Here is an 18,705-nt window from a genome sequence, read left to right on the forward strand (position 1 = left end):
GTTTATATTGCGCTGCATGATGGATATGAAAAAGGCCGCCCGGAACATGTCGGGCGGCCTTTTTAGTGCGGTATTGATGGCAGTTATGCGCCGTATTTTGCCTTGGCTTCGCGGCGACGCGCGTGCAGGACCGGTTCGGTATAGCCGTTTGGCTGTTCGCGGCCCTTGAACACCAGATCACAGGCGGCGGCAAAGGCAACACTGTCATCGAAATTCGGTGCCATGTTGCGATATTCCGGGTCGCCTGCGTTCTGTTTGTCAACGACGGCTGCCATGCGTTTCATGGTTTCCATCACCTGATCCCTGGTGCAAAGCCCGTGATGGAGCCAGTTGGCGATATGCTGGCTGGAAATGCGCAATGTGGCGCGGTCTTCCATCAGGCCGACATTGTTAATGTCGGGCACCTTGGAACAGCCAACCCCGGCATCGATCCAGCGGACCACATAGCCAAGAATGCCTTGGGCGTTGTTATCAAGCTCTTCCTGGATTTCGCTTGGCATCGGGTTGATGTCGCCAAGACGCGGGATCGAGAGGATATCATCCAGACTGGCGCGTTCACGTTTGCCGACTTCGTCCTGTACGGCACGGACATCGACCTGATGGTAATGCATGGCATGCAGGGTGGCGGCGGTGGGGGATGGAACCCATGCGCAGTTTGCCCCGGCTTTGGGATGGCCGATTTTGGCGGTCATCATTTCGGCCATGCGATCCGGTTTGGCCCACATGCCCTTGCCAATCTGGGCGATGCCCTTCATGCCGCATTCAAGGCCGACATCGACATTCCAGTTTTCATAGGCCGAAATCCAGTACTGGTCTTTCATCGCTTCCTTGCGAACGACCGGGCCTGCTTCCATGCTGGTGTGGATTTCATCGCCGGTGCGGTCAAGGAACCCGGTATTGATGAAAACAACACGGTCCTGGGCAGCACGGATGCATTCCTTGAGGTTCACCGTCGTGCGGCGTTCCTCGTCCATGATGCCGACCTTAAGGGTATTTTCCGGCAGGCCGATTTCACGTTCGACAAAGGCAAACAGATCATTGGTCAGGGCGACTTCCTCGGGCCCGTGCATTTTCGGCTTCACGATATAGACACTGCCATGGCGCGAGTTTGAAACGCTGCTGTTGCCGTCAATGTCGTGTTTGGCGATCAGGCTGGTGAACATCGCATCAAGGAAGCCTTCGGGGACTTCGTTGCCATTGGCATCCAGCACCGCGTCGCTTGTCATCAGGTGGCCAACATTGCGCACCAGCATCAGGCTGCGCCCCGGCAGGACAACATTGTGGCCATCAAACCCCTGATAGGAACGATCCGGGTTGAGGCGGCGGGTAACGGTTTTGCCGCCCTTTTCAAAGCTTTCTTCCAGCGTGCCTTTCATCAGGCCAAGCCAGTTGCGATACACCGCAACCTTGTCTTCGGCATCAACGGCGGCAACCGAATCCTCGCAATCCTGAATGGTGGTCAGGGCGGATTCCATGATCACATCGCAGACACCGGCCGCATGGGTTTTGCCAATCGGGTGCGTGGGATCAATGCGGATTTCCAGATGCAGGCCATGATTGCGCAGCAGGACTTCGGAAAGGGCACCGTCTTTTTCGTTGTAGCCAATAAATTGCGATGGCTGTGCCAGCGATGTTTCGCTGCCGTCTGACAGGGTCACCACCAATGTCCACCAGCCAGACCCGTCTTCGCGGACTTCGTATTTGGCGACATCGGCATGGTTGCCATTGGCCAGCGGCACCGCCTGATCAAGGAATTTTGCCGCATAGGCAACGACGGCTGCCCCGCGCTTGGGATTAAAGCCAGCGGTCTTTTCCTTGCCATCGGCATCGTCAATGACATCGGTGCCATAGAGCGCGTCATAAAGGCTGCCCCAGCGGGCATTGGCCGCATTAAGCGCGTAACGCGCATTCATCACCGGCACGACCAGCTGCGGGCCGGCAACACGGGCGATTTCCGGGTCAACATTGGTGGTCGAAATATAGAAATCGTCGCCTTCGGGCAGAAGATAGCCGATTTCCTTGAGGAATTCCTTGTAGGCCAGCGGGTCGCGGGCCTGATCCTGCCGAGACAGGTGCCATTCGTCGATTTTGGCCTGTAACTCGTCGCGCTTTGCCAGCAGCGAACGGTTCCGTGGGCCAAGTTCGTTCACGAGCTTTTCGAACGATGCCCAGAACTGGTCGGAGGAGACACCGGTGCCCGGGGTGATTTCGTTGGCAACCAGATCATGCAGAACGGTTGCGATCTGAAGGCCGCCTTTGGTGATACGTTGGGTCATGTTTCCTCTCGACAGGCTTGAAGTCTTTTGCAACGGCCCGATGTGACCGATGCATATCTTTGTCACAACATATGGGCTGGAAGCGGGCAGGGTCCACAGCCGGTTTCACTTTCGTGGGATGTTTTCCGTATTGTGGAAACGATACCGAAGCCCGGCGGGTGATTATTGCCGTTATATGCCGCTATATTTTGCCCAAAGACGGGGTGTTAAGGGTTGTGTCTGTTTTGATCCGGGCCCTGATTTGGGCCTTGATCCGGGGCTGAACCCGCCTGATCAGGGGTGTCATCTGTCGCGGGATGGCCGATATCGTCCGGTCGGTCGGCGGCATGTGAGGCACTTCCGTCTTCTTCCTCGACGATGTCATCGGTGATGGGCGACATTTCAAGTGCCATGGGCGTGGTGCGCGGCACGGCGACAAACTGACCCTGTTCCTCGATCGTGATGCGGCGACCGAAACCGGCACGATAGATGGCAAAGCTTGCCACCAGCACGCCGACAATCGCAAACAGAACCGGCATGCCCCATGGACCAAAATGACCAATGGCAAGCGACCCGACGATTGGCCCGGTGGCAGCAGACCCGCCATAAATGATCAAGAGGCCACCAGATGCGGAAACGATCTGATCGGGTTCGAGATAGTCATTCACATAGGCGACCGACAGACCATAAACCGGCATGATGAAAATGCCGATGATCGCGCCCCAGACAGTCAGATTGGCGCGCACGACTTCCGGCGCGACAAGCGGGAACAGCCCGCAGATGGCAAGCCCGATCAGCACGGCGATCATCACATACTGGCGCGGGACAATGTCGGACAAACGGCCAATCGGCCACTGCATGATCATGCCGCCCAGAATGACGAAGGCCATGAAGTTGGCGACCTCATTGGTTGCCAGTCCAAGGTCGGAGGCAAAGATCGGACCGACGCCATAAATCGCACCGGACAGAACGCCACTGCCGGCGGCGGCGACAAAGCCGAGCGGCGAAATGGCGTATAGCTGACGGAATTTCATGCGCGCGCCACTGACCGCGGCGGGCGGGGGCTGCCGGGTGAGCGCAATCGGCACCAGAGACAGCGACAAAAGGACCGATGCCACGGTGAACAGTTCGAAACTGCCAATCGGAGACACGTTCAGCAACAGCTGCCCGATAGCAAGACCCGCCAGCGACACGGTCATGTAGGCGGCAATCATGCCGCCGCGCGATGTATTGTCGACCTGTTCGTTGAGCCAGCTTTCAATCACCAGATACAGGGCCGAAATGCACAGGCCCGTCATGGCACGAAACAGCGACCAGGTAATCGGATCGACAAACACGGCATGCAAAAGCGTAATCGCCGATCCGGTCGATGCCAGTGCGGCAAAGGTCCGGATATGCCCCACACGGTTGACAAGTCCCGCCCCCCAGATGATCCCGCCGATAAACCCGGCATAATAGGATGCCATGATGATACCGGTATAGATCGGGGCAAATCCCTCCGACGAGGCGCGCAACGCCAGCAGCGAGGATTGCAGCGACGCCCCGGTATTGAGGGTGAAGGCTGCAAACAATGTCGCAGATAATGCGATGATCAGTGCGACCGGCGAACGGGGCATTGCTATCCTCTGGTGGTAAAGTCGCGGCAGGGTCTACCCTGCGCGAAGGTCGGGAACCCTGTCAATCTTTACAAGGTGCTGTTCTGAAAGGTTTTGTCAGCCTTGCGGGACATGTGACGGATCGAACGTTACGGCGCATAAGATGTTCCGCAGAATTTCAAGCATTGAATTAAAGTCGAAGCCCTGCCGCGAACAGTACCGGTTTTGCGCAACTGCCATGTTAAAAGTGCGATAAGGTTGAAACCGGCAAAGGGTGGGCTGAGCGAATAACCGGCTTGACCTTCGGCCCTTTGATGCGCTCTATGACCTGGAATTGGAAGCAATTTGCCAAAATCCGTTGCCGTAAAGACGGATTTTTGCGTTGATCGCCACTATTGGCCCGATCCGCACCCAAGTTCGGTATTTGCAAACCGACCGGTGCCCGGGTTCTGCAAGGGGAGGAAACCTTGAACATTCTTCGTACAATCGGCGCAATCGCGACCGGTATTGTTGTCCTGTCGGCCGTAAGTGCCGCCCAGGCAGAAACCCGCGTCACTTTCAAATCGGCCAAAGCGGCGTCATCCTATTATCAGATGGCAGCCCAGTTCGCAGAAGCGATCAAGACCGGCACGGACGGCGAAATCATCGTCACGGTCGAGGAAAGCCAGGGATCGGTCCAGAACGTGATGGAAGCATCGGTTCGCCCGGGCAATTATCTTTTCACAAGCCCACCCGCACTTGTTGGCCTTGCGCAGGCAGGGAAGGGCGCGTTTGAAGGGCGTCCGACCGAAAAATTCAATGAAGTCCGGGCCCTGTTCCCGATCCCGTCGCTGACCATGCATTTCGTGATGCGTGCCGATGCCGGTGTGACCGACTTTGCCGGGCTTGAAGGGAAAACCATTCTGCTTGGCAAGGGGTCGTTTGGCGCGAATGAGGGTGAAAAATACCTCGATCTGTTCGGGCTTAAAGATAAGGTTACACTGTCAGAAGCGGAGCTGTCCAACGCGGTTGCTGCCCTTAAAAACGGTCAGATTGACGGTTTTGTCACTGCCGGTTCTTGGCCCGCGCCGAACGTGATCGAGGCCGCGGCAGGCACGGATGTCAATATCCTGTCGCTTTCCGATGACCAGCTTGCGATGACCAAGCGCGATCTGACGGTGATCCCGGCCGGGACCTATAACGGTCAGAAGGATGATATCCGCACATCTTCCCTGTCAGTGGTTGCCTATGCCACGACCGAGATGGATGATGAAACCGCCTATCAACTGACCAAAACTTACTGGGGCCAGAAATCCGCCATGAGCTCGAACGCGTCATGGTGGAAAGGTGTGACCCAGGAAATGCTGGCCAATATCAAGGGTAAAATTCACCCCGGCGCGCTTCGTTTTTACGCCGAGGCCGGTTTTCCGGTTCGCGACGATCAGAATTGATCGCCGATTGGCAATAATGTGATGACAGGCCCGGCCGCCACAGCCGGGCCGTTCTTTATCGGACGTATCAGGATTACGATGTCTGCTGTTTCCCGCCCTTTCTGGATTGCGCTTGGCGCGGTATCCATCTTTTTTCATCTCTGGCTGATTTTTTCGGGGCTGGTTCCCAATCTGGTCAGTCGGCCGTTGCATATGGCTTTGGCGTTGCCTTGGGCATTGGTGTTTGTTGCCAAAACACCGTGGCAGAAAATCAGCGGTCTGATCCTTACCGTGATCGGGCTTGCGGCATGTTTGTGGGTGGCGTTCAATCATGGCATGCTGGGTGATCAATACGGGTTCCTGGTCGGGAATCTGCAAATTGCCATATCATTTGCCCTGCTGGGCATTGTTCTTGAAATGGCAAGACGCGCCATCGGATGGCCTTTGCCGAGTGTGGCGGCGATTGCGCTGCTTTATGGGTTCTTTGGCGAATATATTCCCGGTGAATTCGGCCATGGCGGGCTTCCGATTGAAAGCATGCTGGGTACGCTAACCATTGCCGAAGGCGGCCTTTGGGGAAGCCTTACCGGGGTTTCGGTCAGCATCGTTGCGATCTTTGTCATCTTTGGCGCGATCCTGAATGGTGGCGAAGCCGGGCAGGGCTTCATGAATGTTGCCGGTGCGGCCGCCGGACGGTTGCGCGGTGGGGCGGCCAAGGTTTCGGTGATTTCGTCGGCGTTGTTTGGCTCCATTTCCGGGTCGGCGTCGGCCAATGTGGCGTCCACCGGGGCGATTACCCTTCCGGCGATGACCAAGCTTGGCTATCCGAAAAAACTGGCCGCTGCGGTCGAGGCGGTGGCATCGTCGGGCGGGCAGATCATGCCGCCCTTGATGGGAGCCGGGGCCTTTGTCATGGTCGAGCTGACCGGGCGGCCCTATGTCGAGATCATGGTTGCGGCCATTTTGCCGGCAATCCTTTATTTTCTGGCGGTGTGGGTCGGGATCAATGCCTTTGCGCTTCGCTATGATTTGCCCGGTGTGCCGGAAAAAGACCGGCCTGATACCCGCGCTGTGATTGTGACGTCGGCGTTTTTCCTTGTGCCGTTTGCCATATTGCTTTGGGGCATGTTTGGCGGTGGCTATACGCCGCAATATGCCGCCTGCCTTGCGATGATTGCCGGTGCGGCTTTGCTGTTTTTAGATGGCAATCTGCAATTCAGCCTGAAACGGACGGGCGAAAGATTTACCGAGGTCTGCCTGAGTGCCGGGCGGCAGGTATCGATGATTGCTGCGATCATTTTGTGCGCGTCCATCGTTATCGGTGTTTTGGGTCTGACCGGGCTTGGCGTGAAAATCACGTCGCTTCTGCTGTCGGGATCGGGCGGGATGCTTTGGCCGGCCTTGCTGCTGACGGCGGTGGCGTGTCTGATCCTTGGCATGGAAGTGCCGACCACGGCGGCCTATGTGATCTGTGTTTCGGTGGCCGGACCCGCCCTGACCGAGCTTGGGCTTGATCCGTTGCAGGCGCATCTGTTCGTGTTCTGGTTTGCCCTGCTGTCGACGATTACCCCGCCGGTTTGCGGTGCGGTGTTCATTGCCGCGGGCATGGTCGAGGAAAACTGGCTGAAGGTGGCCGGAACGGCCATGGCGCTTGGCGTCGGGCTTTACATCGTGCCGCTGGCGATGATCGCAAACGGGTCATTGATTGATCTTGCGGCCAATCCGGTTTGGGCGTTGGTTGCCGGGCTTAAGGTTGCGGTTGGTCTGACGGCGATTTCCTATGGCTTGATATCGCCGCGCCCGGTTCTGGTCCGCATCGCATCGGGCGTTATGGGCGGGCTTGTCATTTTTGTTGCCGGGGTTTAACCCCGGCGGCTTCCCTGTTGGTCCTGCGTCTGACTGAAATCATCAAGCAGCTTCATGAAATCATCGACATCCGGAAAGCCCGTGAAGCTGTGCTGTGCCGGTATGCTGACCCATGGCAGTTTTTCAGATGTCATGGTTTCAATGAAGGGTGTGGCAAGGGACTTCTGATCAAACAGGGTCGGGCGGACATTGACAAAATCATCCATGCCGGTGATTCGGGTAAACATCCATGTCTTGCAGTCCGGGCAGAAAAAATGATCCAGTTCGGGACCTTGAGCGCCGCCTTTGACCGGTGTTCCGCGTACAACGCGAAAGCTGTCTGATTTGCACATCGCGGTCAGCGAAAAGGCGCTTGAGCTCATTTTCTGGCAACCACGACAATGGCAGGCTGCGGTCAGGACCGGGGGTGCTGCCAGCGCGATTTCAAGTTTCCCGCAACGGCAGGATCCTGTGACGGGATAGGAAATCTTGTCCATCGACTGGCACCCGGTTGTAATTGCGCACAAAAAAGGTCAGGCATGCAAATTAATGCGTGCCTGACCGGAATGCCAACAGGTTCTTCGCCAGGGTGCTTTGTCCCTGGCGGCTATTGGGTGCTGTTAGTGATTTCTGCGTTAAGCGCGTCCGCTACGCGGACCGGCAAACAGCCAGATGATCAGGCCGAGAACCGGCAACACGAGGATCAGAATCGTCCAGATGATTTTTGAACCGGTGCTGGCACCGCTGCCCATGACATTGATGATCGCCCAGATATCGGCAATCAGAATGATCAGTCCGATAATTCCACCATATTCCATAACCCAACCTCATTTTTCTGTGTCAGCAGACAGGAAAGCTGTCGGCTGTTCTTGAAAGTCAAACGGCTTGGATGGGAAGTTGTTCCCGCGAGGTATTTTGCGACCAAATGGCGAACTTACCTAGACGACTTGTCCGGCCGACCAGCCCGATGACCAGGCCCACTGGAAATTGAAGCCGCCAAGATGGCCGGTAACGTCAACGACTTCACCGATGAAATAAAGGCCGGGGACATCGCGGCATTCCATGGTTTTCGATGACAGGGCGTTGGTGTCGACCCCGCCCAGCGTGACCTCGGCGGTGCGATAGCCTTCGGATCCCTGCGGCATGACCGACCACTGATTGACATCGGTTGCAAGCAGACGAAGCGCCTTGTCCCCGGTTTCACCAATCGGGCGATCAAGCCCGTGGCGGGCGGTGATCATCTGGGCCAGACGGTTTGGCAGAATGCGCGAGAGCACATTATGCACGGCCTGTTTCGGGCTTTCGGCCTTGGCCGATTTCAGAAGATCAAACGCGTCTTCTTCGGGGTTCAGATTGACCGTGATGGCGTCACCCTCATCCCAATAGGATGAAATCTGCAGGATGGACGGGCCGCTGAGCCCGCGATGGGTGAACAGCAATCCTTCGCGGAACTGCTTTTTGTGGCACTGGACAATCGCATCAACCGAAATGCCGGAAAGCTGGCCCAGATCGGCCCGCATATCCGGATCGAAGGTCAGGGGCACGAGGGCGGCCCTGGTCGGAACGATGTCGATGCCAAACTGTCGGGCAATCTGATAGCCAAAGCCGGTTGCGCCGATTTTGGGAATGGAAAGGCCGCCACAGGCCACGACAAGGGATTGGCAGGTCCATTGCGCGCCGGTGCGTGTGGTGACATCGAACCCGGCATCATCGCGGCGGATGATGTTGCTGATTTCGGTGTTCAGGCGCAGCTCGACATTGGCGGCATCACATTCATCGAGCAGCATGTCGATGATCTGGAACGAGGATTCATCGCAGAAAAGCTGCCCCAGTGTTTTTTCATGCCAGGCAATGTCATGGCGATTGACCAGATCAATGAAGTCAAACTGGGTGTAACGTTTGAGTGCCGAGACGCAGAAACGCTTGTTCTGCGAAATGAAATTTTCCGGGCTGGCATGCAGATTGGTGAAGTTGCAGCGACCGCCCCCGGAAATCCGGATTTTTTCAGCCGGTTTCGCCGAATGATCGACAATCACAACCGAACGGCCGCGTTTTCCGGCTTCGATTGCACACATAAGGCCGGCGGCACCGGCACCAATCACAAGGACATCAATCTTCTTCACGCAGCAGGCCAATCTTTCGGGGAAAACGACCTGCCTTATACGGATAAATTGGTGTTCTGTCAGTGCCTGTCAGGCGTAACGCTGCTTTTTGGGCTGTGGTGTTGTGATATCGGGTGTCTGGGCCGTCGGATGGGCATCTGCAATCTGGCGTTCGGTTGCAACCCGGTTGCGGCCTTTGGCCTTGGCCAGATAAAGCGCCTGATCGGCGCGTTCGATAAAGCGGCCAAGCGGCTCGCCATAGGCAAAGGTGCTGACCCCGATTGAAACGGTGACCTTGCCAAGTTCTTCATGGCGGATGCGGCTGACCACCTTGCGGGTTTCGACATTGTGGCGGATATGTTCGGCCAACTGGCGGGCGCAGCCAAGACCGGTCATCGGCAGGATGACGGCAAATTCCTCCCCACCGTAACGGGCGGCGGTGTCGCGGCCCTTGACGTTCTGCTGAAGGGTCTGGGCCATCAGTCGAATGACCTGATCGCCTGCCTGATGCCCGTGGGTATCGTTGAATGTTTTGAAATGGTCGATATCGATCAGAAGCAGGCTAAGCGGTTTGCCGGTTTCCATCGACTGCATGGCGCAATCGCGCAATCGCAGATCAAATGCCTTGCGGTTGGCAATGCCGGTCAGACAGTCGGTCATGGCCTCGCGCTTCATGTCTTCGAGGTCCCGGCGCAGTTTCGATATTTCAGTCGAGGTATTATCAAGCCGGGTTTCAAGAAGGCGGTTTACGCCTTCGATGTCGCGGGTTGCACCGAGCAGCGTTTTAAGCGCCTGTTCCAGATTGGTGAAATCCTTGTCTCCGATATATTCGCAGAAATGATCAAGGGCCTCGCCATAGGCACAGGTGTCAATTCCGGCATTGCGCACGGTTTCCAGAACCGACATCAACTGATTGCGCAGATCTTCGGTGATGCGGGTGACGATTTCGCGTTCATTCACGGTGTCAAAAAACCGCGTGAAAAGGTCGCGGCACTGCAATTCGTCGAATTCGCGATTGTTGCTGCGCAGGATATCAATCGTCTGCGTAAGATCGGGTTCTTCGCCAGACAGGTAATTGAAAAAGATCGTAAAATTGTTCGGATGCGCGATAACGCCCAGTTCGGACATCATGGCGAGGGCTGCGTTTGACAATTGCTGTGCCCGATCCGGGCTGGTGCCGTATTCGATCATCGATACCTGCGCGACTTTCCAAAAAATGTATGTTTTGGCAGGGGCAATATATCGTTACAGTCCAATCATAACGTTGATTTGGATCATGGCCGAAGCCGGGTTACAAAAGCCCCGCCAATAAAACCAAGCCATAAAAAAGAAACAGGGAAGCAGCAGGAAATGACGTTACGGTTTGAACGCATGGTCGCCGGTATCATCGTGATGATGGTGGTTCTGGTCTCATCACCGGTTCTGGCGCAGGATGGCATGGGGGCTGCCCCTGCAACATCTGGCACATCTGGCACGTCATCGGGCGATACGTTGCCACCGGTCGATTTTCGTCCGATTGAAGCTGGTGAACGCACCAATATGCCGCCGCTTATGGAACGCTATGTACTTGACGAGTTAAAGGCATTGCGGACTGAAATGCAGGGCATGCGCGCCGAGTTGCTGCGCGAGGTTGTTAACCGGCAGCTTGAGGCCATCGACAAGGCGATTTCCTATTCGTCGAACACGGTGACCTATTTCTTCTATTTTGTGGCCGCCGTCGGTGCACTTCTGACCATGCTGGGCTGGCAGTCGTTGCGGGAACTTAAATCAAGTGTGCGTAACCTTGCCGATACGGAATTGCGCCGCCTGTCCGAAGAATTTGAAACACGTCTGAGTGCGCTTGAAGACGAGCTGCGCCAGAAAAGCATGGTGATCAACGATCATCAGCAGGAAATCGAAAATACCCAGACCATTCATGCCTTCTGGCTGCAGGCCAACAAGGTGACCAATCCGCGGTCCAAGATCGAGATTTACGACAAGATCCTTGAACTGTCGCCGGGCGATCCGGAAGTCATGGCCTATAAGGCGGATGCCGCCCTTCAGCTGGGTGATCGTGACTGGGCGCTTAGCCTGTGTAACCGGCTCTTGGCCGAGGCGCCGGATAATGCCAATGGTTATTATCAGCGGGCGTGCGCCAATGCAGGGCTGGGTTATCCGGAAGCCGCCCTTGCCGATTTGCAGCGTGCGGTGGCCCTTTCGGATGCGATGCGTCAGCCTGCCTGGACTGAGGTTGAGTTTGAGCCGCTTCGCAATTTGCGGGAATTTGCCGAAATTCTTGGTAATCCCGAGAGTGCTGCGCCCGCGGAATAACGTCGAGGGCATTTCACGCCCCAAGCCAAAAACAAACCCCCGGCAGTGCGGACTGCCGGGGGTTTGCATATCAGTTGATCGGTGATCTTAACCGGCCAGTTCATTCCACAGCGGATGGATCGGCGCGACATCATTTTCGATTTCGCTGAACCGGGCGTCGCAGTCAAAGAAGTAGTTGTCGGCAAGGTCATCATTGACCTGCGATACTTCGCCAACGATCACCGGTCCTTTGCCTTCTTCGCCATAGAAGCGATGCACAAGGGTGCGCGGCAGGGTGACACTTTGACCGGGTTCGAGCACGACCTTGCCACCGGCCGGAAGGATATTGAGCTTGCCGTCGGTGCGGACATGCACGTCATTGACCATGTCCATTTTGCCGTCTTCGGTCAGATTGGTCAGTTCGATCACCAGATTGCCGCCGCCACGCACAATGATGTCTTCCATTTTGACCTTGTGGTAATGCCACGGGCATTCCTGATTTTCGCCGACAATCATGATTTTTTCGGCATAGGGGACTTCGCCCGGCTGGCGCAGGATGCCATTGCGCAGGCAAAACAGGATCAGGCCGCGACGGGCGAAATCGCCTTCGCCGTAATCGGTTACGTCCCAGCCCATCTGATGGGCACGGCACCATTTCGCAAGATCAGGCTCGGCATCCCACTGCGCCGGGGAATAGTGGCCCCAGACGGGCAGTTTGAAGGAAATGGACTCGAACAGTTCCTTGGCATGCGTGATATGTGCATTGATATCGGAACGGCGCATGGACGACCTCGTAAAGCTTTTGCGTGTTTGAATGGTTGGCCGCGCGATGCGCAGGCGTTGCTGGCTTTTAGCATGTTCGAAAAAGGATTGCGACCCAATTTGAATGCATTCAAATGCCCGTTATCCGATTTCGCAAACCTGCAAAATGACTGCCCTGATTTTGTCGATTTTGTTCCGTCTGATAAGGTGTTCAAAACAAAAGCTATGCGTTTAGCGGAACAACAATAATCAAGGAAACACGGGCATGTCTTCTTCTTCGGGATTTGCGAAATTTGTTGCGGCGGTTGTGGTCAGTGCCGGTATTGCCGGTGCCGGATGGCTTGTCGGCAAGGGGCTTTCTGACATGCGATCCCTTGACCGGTTTGTCACCGTCAAGGGTTTGGCCGAACGCGATGTGGTGGCGGATCGTGCGGTGTGGCCGATTACCTATGTTGCGACCGATGATGTTCTGCAAAACGCGCAGGCCAAAATCGAAAGCGATACGACCGCACTTCTGGCGTTTCTTGAAACGCATGGCATCACCAAGGACATGACCGAACTGCAAAGTCTTCAGGTTACTGATCAGCTTGCGCAGTCCTATCGTTCCGGGCCGATTGAAAGCCGCTATATCGTCAGTCAGACGATCCAGGTCCGCACCGACAAGATCGACGCAGTCGTTGCGGCAACGCAGGATATTGGAAAATTGCTTCAGGGTGGGATCGTTCTGGGCGGGCAGGGTTATAACCCCGGTCCGAGTTTCATGTTCACCAAGCTAAATGACATCAAACCGGAAATGATTGCGGCGGCCACGGCCAATGCGCGTGAAAGTGCGCAGCAATTCGCAACCGATTCCGGTGGTCATCTGGGCGGTATTCGCCGCGCAACGCAAGGGTTGTTCCAGATCCTTCCGGCTGATGGTGCCCCCAATACGATGGAAAGCCAGCAGATCAACAAAACCGTGCGTGTTGTCACCACCATGGAATATCTGATCGAGGATTGATCACGTTCGGCCGGACTGGTTGACTTGTCCGGTTGACTTGCCCAGTTGACTTGTCGGGCAAAAATGGTTCTATGCGGCGCATGGCGCAGCTGATCCTTTTTAACAAGCCGTATGGCGTTCTGACCCAGTTTACCGACCGTGAAAACGGTCGGGCGACGCTGGCCGATTATATCGATCTGCCCGGTGTCTATGCGGCCGGGCGGCTGGATCGCGATAGCGAAGGATTGCTGCTGCTGACAGATAACGGGCCGCTGAATGCCCAGATCGCCCACCCGAAATTCAAAAAGCCGAAAACCTATTGGGTTCAGGTGGAGGGCGAGCCGACCGAAGAAGCCCTTTCTGCCCTTCGTAACGGGGTGGAGTTGAAAGACGGCATGACCCGACCGGCGCGCGCGCGCCTGATGGGGGAGCCCGAAAATCTTTGGCCGCGTGATCCGCCGGTGCGGTTTCGCAAATCGGTTCCGACAAGCTGGATTGAACTGAGCATCACCGAAGGTCGTAATCGGCAGGTCAGGCGTATGACAGCCGCGGTCGGCTTTCCGACCTTGCGTCTGATCCGTTATGCGATTGGTGACTGGACGCTGGATAATCTGGCACCCGGTGACTGGCAGGTGATCGAGGTCAAAGCACCCGAACCCGGCCCGGTTCAGGTCAAACCCCTGCCCGGGAACATGCAGGCCAACCGGCGACCCCGTACTGAGGGTGAGGGTAAAAACGCATTCCGGTCCGGGCGGTCCCAAAAGTCGCGCAACCCCAAACAGTCACGCGGTGGCAAGCCACGCGCACCTAAAGGATAAAGGCAATGCTGAGCTATCTGCACGGCTTTCACGCGGGCAATTTTGCCGATATTCACAAGCATGCCGCGATGCGGATCATCCTTGATTATCTATGCAATAAAGAAAAACCGTTCTGCGTGATCGATACCCATGCCGGGTCAGGCTGGTACGATCTTGGCAGTGCGCAGTCGGCGAAAACCGGTGAATGGAAAAACGGTATTGCCGCTGCACAGCAAAAGGGAAATGCGCCCAAACAGATGCAGCCCTTTCTTGATCAGATCGCGGCCTTTGATCCGATTGCCAAGGGCCGCGATTACGGCGTGTTTGAGGATGACGACCTGAAGGGGCCGTTTTATCCCGGGTCGCCGTTTATCATGCGCGAATTGCTGCGCGAGCATGATGAAATGATCCTGATGGAATTGCATCCGCGCGAATATGACCTGCTGGAATACAGTGTCGAACGCGATCCGCGTATTCACCTGCACAAGCGCGATGGGTATGAGGGACTGGTTGGCATGATGCCGCCCGCCATCCGGCGCGGTCTGGTGCTGATGGATCCCAGTTACGACGTCAAACAGGATTATCAGAAGGCGGCAAGTTCGATCAAACGGGCCTGGGAACGGTGGGAAAACGGCATCTTCATGCTGTGGTATCCGATCCTTGAGGCCGGATTTGATGCCGAACTGCGTGAAAACTTCACCCAGATCAAAGCCAAGGGTGGCGTGCTGTGTGCGGAGCTTTCGACCAATCAGGGCGGGGCAAAGGGGCGGATGCGCGGCACGGGTCTTCTGATCATCAATCCACCTTATGGATTTGATCAGGAGTTTGATGAAATTGGCCAGTGGCTTTGCGATGCCGTCAAACTGCCCGGCCCGGCAACGCACCGGACCCATTGGCTGGTACCGTCGCAATAGGCCAGCGTGCGAGACGGGGCAGGATTCAAATTAAAAGGCCGCAGACATCGCTATGTCCGCGGCCTTTCTGCGTCGGGACGCAGTTTGACTTATATGCCGATGAAGGGCTGCAGCAGTTTTGGCAGCAGACGGTTGAATTTCATCGGGGCATCGGTCGCGATCAGGCAGATGCATTCCTCGGCGGTGTCGGCAATCGGCTGATGATCGACATCGTTGCCAAGATCGGCGACGTCACCGGCCCGGAACCGACCGATTTCATCGATATACGACCCTTTAAGCAGCAGGGTCATTTCATGGCCGTGATGCCCGTGATCGGGGATCGACACACCCGGTGCGATTTTCATCAGTCGCACGGTGCCTTTGCTTTCGATCGATTTCAGCTGGTAATGCTTCACACCCGGTGCCAGCGACTTCCACGGAATGTCTTCGAGCGAAAGAACATCATCAGGCAAAAGATTTGCCAGGGGCCGCGGGACGGATGGAATGGCGCTTCCGGTAATGCTTTCCCCGACGGCAACCCGACGTATGAACGGTATTTCGCTGAAAACGACATTCTCGTTGGCGGTTTCGCGTTCGATCATGGCCATGACATGGTCAAGCGCATGAGTATTCATGGACATGACGTTTGCCGTTTCCAGCGCCGCACCGCCAAGGGCCTCGAATTCCGCGACCTTTTCACGGCATTTCGGGCAAAGGGTCATGTGCGTTGCCACAAGCAATTCCATCGCCTGAGACATCCTGCCGCTGGCGTATTCCATCAATGTCTGATCTGTCGGGTGGTGTTTGATATTCATGCTACACCCTCCAATCCACCACGAAGTTTGGTTAAGGCCAACCGCAACCGCGATTTGACAGTGCCCAGCGGGATATCAAGCTTTTCGGCAATTTCGCTGTGCGAGAGATCTTCAAAAAACGACAATTCAACAACCACTTTCTGATCGGCGGGCAATTCTTCCATGGCGGATTTGACGAGAACGGCATGTTCATCCCGGTCGACGATTTCGTCGGCAAGCGGGCTATCGTCAATAATCAGCGTCGGATCGGAATCGTCCACTTCGATATGTTTGCGTTGCCGGAAACGATCAATACGAAGGTTTCTGGCGATTGTAAAAATCCATGTACTGGCGGCAGCCTTGTGCGGATCAAACAGATGCGCCTTGCGCCAGACCTGCATCATGGCTTCTTGCGCAAGTTCCTCGGCGTTTTCGGAATTGCCGCCAAACCGGAACATGTAGGCTTTGACGCGAGGCGCAAAGTGGGCAAACAGTTGCGCAAATGCCTCACGGTCCTGCGTCGCCGCAACCGCCACAATCCAGCTGGCACATTTCCTGGCCTCGTCGGGGTCAGCCGGACCGGGCCTTGATCTTGTCGTGCCGCTCATTTTCGTTTCTGGTCCCCTTCGGGGCCGCGCCATGATCGTGTTCATGAACAATCATACGCCAGCCGGAAATTTTTGGATCAAACGAATTTGTACGTTTTCCACCAATTACTTAAAATTATCAGCATTCGTTGTAACGCAGTGATCTGCAAATTGCTGGCATTCGTAAATATATGTAACTTAGACATTGTCACTGCAAGCAGGCGCGCCACATATGACGCTTCGATCATCGGGGAAACTCAATATAGCTGTTGTTGGTTCGGGTATTTCCGGCCTGTCGGCAGCCTGGTTGCTCAGCCAGTCTCACAACGTCACGCTTTATGAAAAGGATGACCGTCCCGGCGGGCATTCCAATACCGTCGATGCGGGTCAAACACCGGTCGATACCGGTTTCATTGTCTATAACACCCGTTGTTACCCAAATCTTTGTGCCCTGTTTGATCATCTTGGTGTGCAAACAGCGGCGACCGATATGTCCTTTGCCGCCTCGATGGACCGGGGCGGTCTGGAATATGGCGGATCTGATCTGGCATCCTTGATCGCGCAGAAACGCAATATTTTCCGTCCGCGTTTCTGGCGGATGGTGCGCGATATCCTGCGTTTCTATCGCGAGGCACCGCTTGCGCTTGAAACCGGGCAGGCCGAAACGCAAAGTCTTGGCGATTATCTGTCGGCCCATCGTTATTCGAAATCCTTTATCAATGATCATCTGTTGCCGATGGGGGCTGCGATCTGGTCAACGCCGGTCGATACCATGATGGAATACCCATTGGCGGCGTTTGTCCGGTTCTGTCAGAATCACGGGCTTTTGCAGATCAAGGATCGGCCGCAATGGCGCACCGTTGTTGGTGGCTCGCGTCAGTATGTCGGCAGGATGATCAAGGAGATTTCCGGTGGTGTTATCCTTGATAGCGCCATTGCCCAGGTCGGGCCGAATGGCAAGGGTGGGGTGTTTGTTGAAAATCGTTATGGCGAACGGACAGACTACGATCACGTTGTTCTGGCCTGCCATGGTGATCAGGCCCTTGCGCTTCAGGCCAATCCGGCACGCGCGGCGCGCGAATTGCTGTCGGCGTTCCAGTATGAGCGCAATCTGGCGATCCTGCATAATGATGAAAGCCTGATGCCGCAAACGCGCAAGGTCTGGTCAAGCTGGAATTACCTTGCCGAAGAGCATGGCGGGGAACAGAAAGTCTGTGTGACCTATTGGATGAACCGGTTGCAGCATCTTGACGAAGCGCAGCCGCTTTTTGTTACCCTTAACCCGGCGCGCGCGCCGCGTGAGGGCAGTGTCATTCGATCCTTCCTGTATGATCATCCGGTTTTTGATGCGGCGGCAATGGACGCGCAGAAACGGCTCTGGTCGATTCAGGGAATGGATAACATCTGGTATTGCGGCAGCTATTTTGGCTATGGCTTCCACGAAGACGGCATTCAGTCGGGCCTTGCCGTGGCCGAGGCATTGGGTGGTGTTCGTCGCCCGTGGAATGTTGAAAATGAAAGCGGTCGTATTCATCTGGGCCCTGTTGATACAGTTCAAAAAGAAGTTGCCGCATGACAGGCACATGGACATCCGCCCTGTTTGAAGGATCGGTGATGCATCATCGCCTTCGCCCGCGTGATCACAAATTGCGCTATCGGGTGTTTTCCTTTTTGTTTGATCTTGATGAAATCGATGGCTTGGCCGGGTCGCTGAAGCTGTTCAGCCGCAACCGGTTCAACCTGTTTTCATTCCATGACCGTGATCATGCCGATCGTGAACACGGCGATATCCGCAAACGTATCGAAGATATCCTGAACAAGCACGATCTTGGCGATTGTGCGCATCGGATCGAATTGCTGTGTTATCCGCGCATTCTGGGCTTCGTTTTCAATCCGCTATCGGTTTATTTCTGCCATCGGTCGGACGGTTCGGTCGGCGCGGTCCTGTATGAGGTTTCCAATACTTTCGGCGACCGGCACAGCTATCTGATCCCGGTGGGCAGCGATGCGATTGATGAAAAAGGCGTGCTGCGGCAAAGCTGTGCCAAGGGATTTTACGTTTCGCCCTTTATCGATATGCAGGCCGATTATCATTTCCGCATTTGCATGCCGGATGAAAAAGTCGCGGTTGCCATTCGTGAAACCGACAAGGACGGCGCATTTCTGAATGCGGCATTTGTCGGTGATCGAACCGCACTTTCTGACCGTAACCTGTTTATGGCCTTTATTCGCTATCCGCTGATGACGCTTAAGGTGGTGGCGGGCATTCATTACGAGGCGCTGCATCTGTGGCGCAAAGGCATGAAGTTCCATAAACGTCCAACGCCGCCAGCACATGATGTGACTTATGTGTTTGCTGCCAATAGCCAGACGGCCGAAGCCGCAAAAAGGTAATCAG

Annotated in this window: 17 protein-coding genes; 8 read left to right on the forward strand and 9 right to left on the reverse strand. The window is 55.7% G+C overall.

The genetic code is table 11. The features are described 5' to 3' along the window. Positions 1-83: 83 nt before the first annotated feature. Complete coding sequence (locus SMB34_RS12020; protein ID WP_037990390.1) at positions 84-2,276, reverse strand: malate synthase G; 2,193 nt, start codon at positions 2,274-2,276, stop codon at positions 84-86. A gap of 206 nt (positions 2,277-2,482) precedes the next feature. After that, entirely contained in the window at positions 2,483-3,871 is a 1,389-nt protein-coding gene (locus tag SMB34_RS12025) for an MFS transporter (RefSeq protein WP_037990393.1), read from the reverse strand. Between the two features lie 446 nt (positions 3,872-4,317). Between SMB34_RS12025 and SMB34_RS12030 the strand changes: the two genes are divergently transcribed. After that, positions 4,318-5,280, forward strand: coding sequence for a TAXI family TRAP transporter solute-binding subunit (locus SMB34_RS12030; protein ID WP_114093872.1), 963 nt, complete (start codon positions 4,318-4,320; stop codon positions 5,278-5,280). A gap of 21 nt (positions 5,281-5,301) precedes the next feature. Then, on the forward strand, positions 5,302-7,125 hold the full coding sequence (locus SMB34_RS12035; protein WP_240478819.1) for a TRAP transporter permease: 1,824 nt from the start codon (positions 5,302-5,304) through the stop codon (positions 7,123-7,125). Here the strand turns inward: SMB34_RS12035 and SMB34_RS12040 are convergent. From SMB34_RS12040 to SMB34_RS12055, 4 genes are all read right to left on the reverse strand, one after another. Next, positions 7,122-7,601, reverse strand: coding sequence for a GFA family protein (locus tag SMB34_RS12040; RefSeq protein WP_037990395.1), 480 nt, complete (start codon positions 7,599-7,601; stop codon positions 7,122-7,124). The two genes, SMB34_RS12035 and SMB34_RS12040, sit on opposite strands and share 4 nt — an antisense overlap. A gap of 138 nt (positions 7,602-7,739) precedes the next feature. Further along, positions 7,740-7,922 carry a PLD nuclease N-terminal domain-containing protein gene (locus SMB34_RS12045; protein ID WP_037990397.1) on the reverse strand — a complete coding sequence of 61 codons (183 nt, stop codon included), beginning with the start codon at positions 7,920-7,922 and terminating at the stop codon, positions 7,740-7,742. Between the two features lie 120 nt (positions 7,923-8,042). Continuing rightward, the gene (locus tag SMB34_RS12050; protein WP_007089233.1) at positions 8,043-9,227 is read right to left on the reverse strand and encodes a BaiN/RdsA family NAD(P)/FAD-dependent oxidoreductase; all 1,185 of its coding nucleotides are present in this window, start codon (positions 9,225-9,227) and stop codon (positions 8,043-8,045) included. A gap of 69 nt (positions 9,228-9,296) precedes the next feature. Then, on the reverse strand, positions 9,297-10,397 hold the full coding sequence (locus SMB34_RS12055; RefSeq protein WP_037990400.1) for a GGDEF domain-containing protein: 1,101 nt from the start codon (positions 10,395-10,397) through the stop codon (positions 9,297-9,299). 159 nt (positions 10,398-10,556) lie between these two features. Here SMB34_RS12055 and SMB34_RS12060 point away from each other — a divergent pair, with 159 nt between their 5' ends. Continuing rightward, positions 10,557-11,516, forward strand: a complete 960-nt coding sequence (locus SMB34_RS12060; RefSeq protein WP_037990649.1) for a TPR end-of-group domain-containing protein — start codon at positions 10,557-10,559, stop codon at positions 11,514-11,516. Positions 11,517-11,603: 87 nt separating this feature from the next. On the opposite strand, the gene SMB34_RS12065 is transcribed toward SMB34_RS12060, so the two are convergent. After that, on the reverse strand, positions 11,604-12,278 hold the full coding sequence (locus SMB34_RS12065) for a D-lyxose/D-mannose family sugar isomerase (protein WP_037990402.1): 675 nt from the start codon (positions 12,276-12,278) through the stop codon (positions 11,604-11,606). A 244-nt stretch (positions 12,279-12,522) separates the two neighbouring features. On the opposite strand from SMB34_RS12065, the gene SMB34_RS12075 reads away from it, so the two are divergent. From SMB34_RS12075 to SMB34_RS12085, 3 genes are all read left to right on the forward strand, one after another. After that, positions 12,523-13,257 carry an SIMPL domain-containing protein gene (locus tag SMB34_RS12075; protein WP_037990404.1) on the forward strand — a complete coding sequence of 245 codons (735 nt, stop codon included), beginning with the start codon at positions 12,523-12,525 and terminating at the stop codon, positions 13,255-13,257. 71 nt (positions 13,258-13,328) lie between these two features. Beyond that, entirely contained in the window at positions 13,329-14,054 is a 726-nt protein-coding gene (locus SMB34_RS12080) for an rRNA large subunit pseudouridine synthase E (RefSeq protein WP_051682273.1), read from the forward strand. 5 nt (positions 14,055-14,059) lie between these two features. Further along, a complete protein-coding gene (locus SMB34_RS12085; RefSeq protein ID WP_007089226.1) occupies positions 14,060-14,947 on the forward strand; it encodes a 23S rRNA (adenine(2030)-N(6))-methyltransferase RlmJ in 888 nt (295 codons plus the stop codon). An 89-nt stretch (positions 14,948-15,036) separates the two neighbouring features. On the opposite strand, the gene SMB34_RS12090 is transcribed toward SMB34_RS12085, so the two are convergent. Both SMB34_RS12090 and SMB34_RS12095 read right to left on the reverse strand, forming a co-directional pair. Further along, positions 15,037-15,741 carry a ChrR family anti-sigma-E factor gene (locus tag SMB34_RS12090; protein ID WP_037990406.1) on the reverse strand — a complete coding sequence of 235 codons (705 nt, stop codon included), beginning with the start codon at positions 15,739-15,741 and terminating at the stop codon, positions 15,037-15,039. Next, a complete protein-coding gene (locus SMB34_RS12095) occupies positions 15,738-16,328 on the reverse strand; it encodes a sigma-70 family RNA polymerase sigma factor (RefSeq protein ID WP_074624797.1) in 591 nt (196 codons plus the stop codon). The genes SMB34_RS12090 and SMB34_RS12095 overlap by 4 nt, the downstream gene beginning before the upstream one ends. Before the next feature lie 211 nt (positions 16,329-16,539). Here SMB34_RS12095 and SMB34_RS12100 point away from each other — a divergent pair, with 211 nt between their 5' ends. Both SMB34_RS12100 and SMB34_RS12105 read left to right on the forward strand, forming a co-directional pair. Next, positions 16,540-17,883: an NAD(P)/FAD-dependent oxidoreductase gene (locus SMB34_RS12100; RefSeq protein ID WP_037990410.1), complete on the forward strand. Its 1,344-nt coding sequence runs from the start codon at positions 16,540-16,542 to the stop codon at positions 17,881-17,883. Beyond that, positions 17,880-18,701, forward strand: a complete 822-nt coding sequence (locus tag SMB34_RS12105; RefSeq protein WP_037990412.1) for a DUF1365 domain-containing protein — start codon at positions 17,880-17,882, stop codon at positions 18,699-18,701. The genes SMB34_RS12100 and SMB34_RS12105 overlap by 4 nt, the downstream gene beginning before the upstream one ends. Positions 18,702-18,705 lie beyond the last annotated feature (4 nt).

Source organism: Thalassospira permensis NBRC 106175, assembly GCF_000714555.1.
GTDB lineage: Bacteria > Pseudomonadota > Alphaproteobacteria > Rhodospirillales > Thalassospiraceae > Thalassospira > Thalassospira xiamenensis.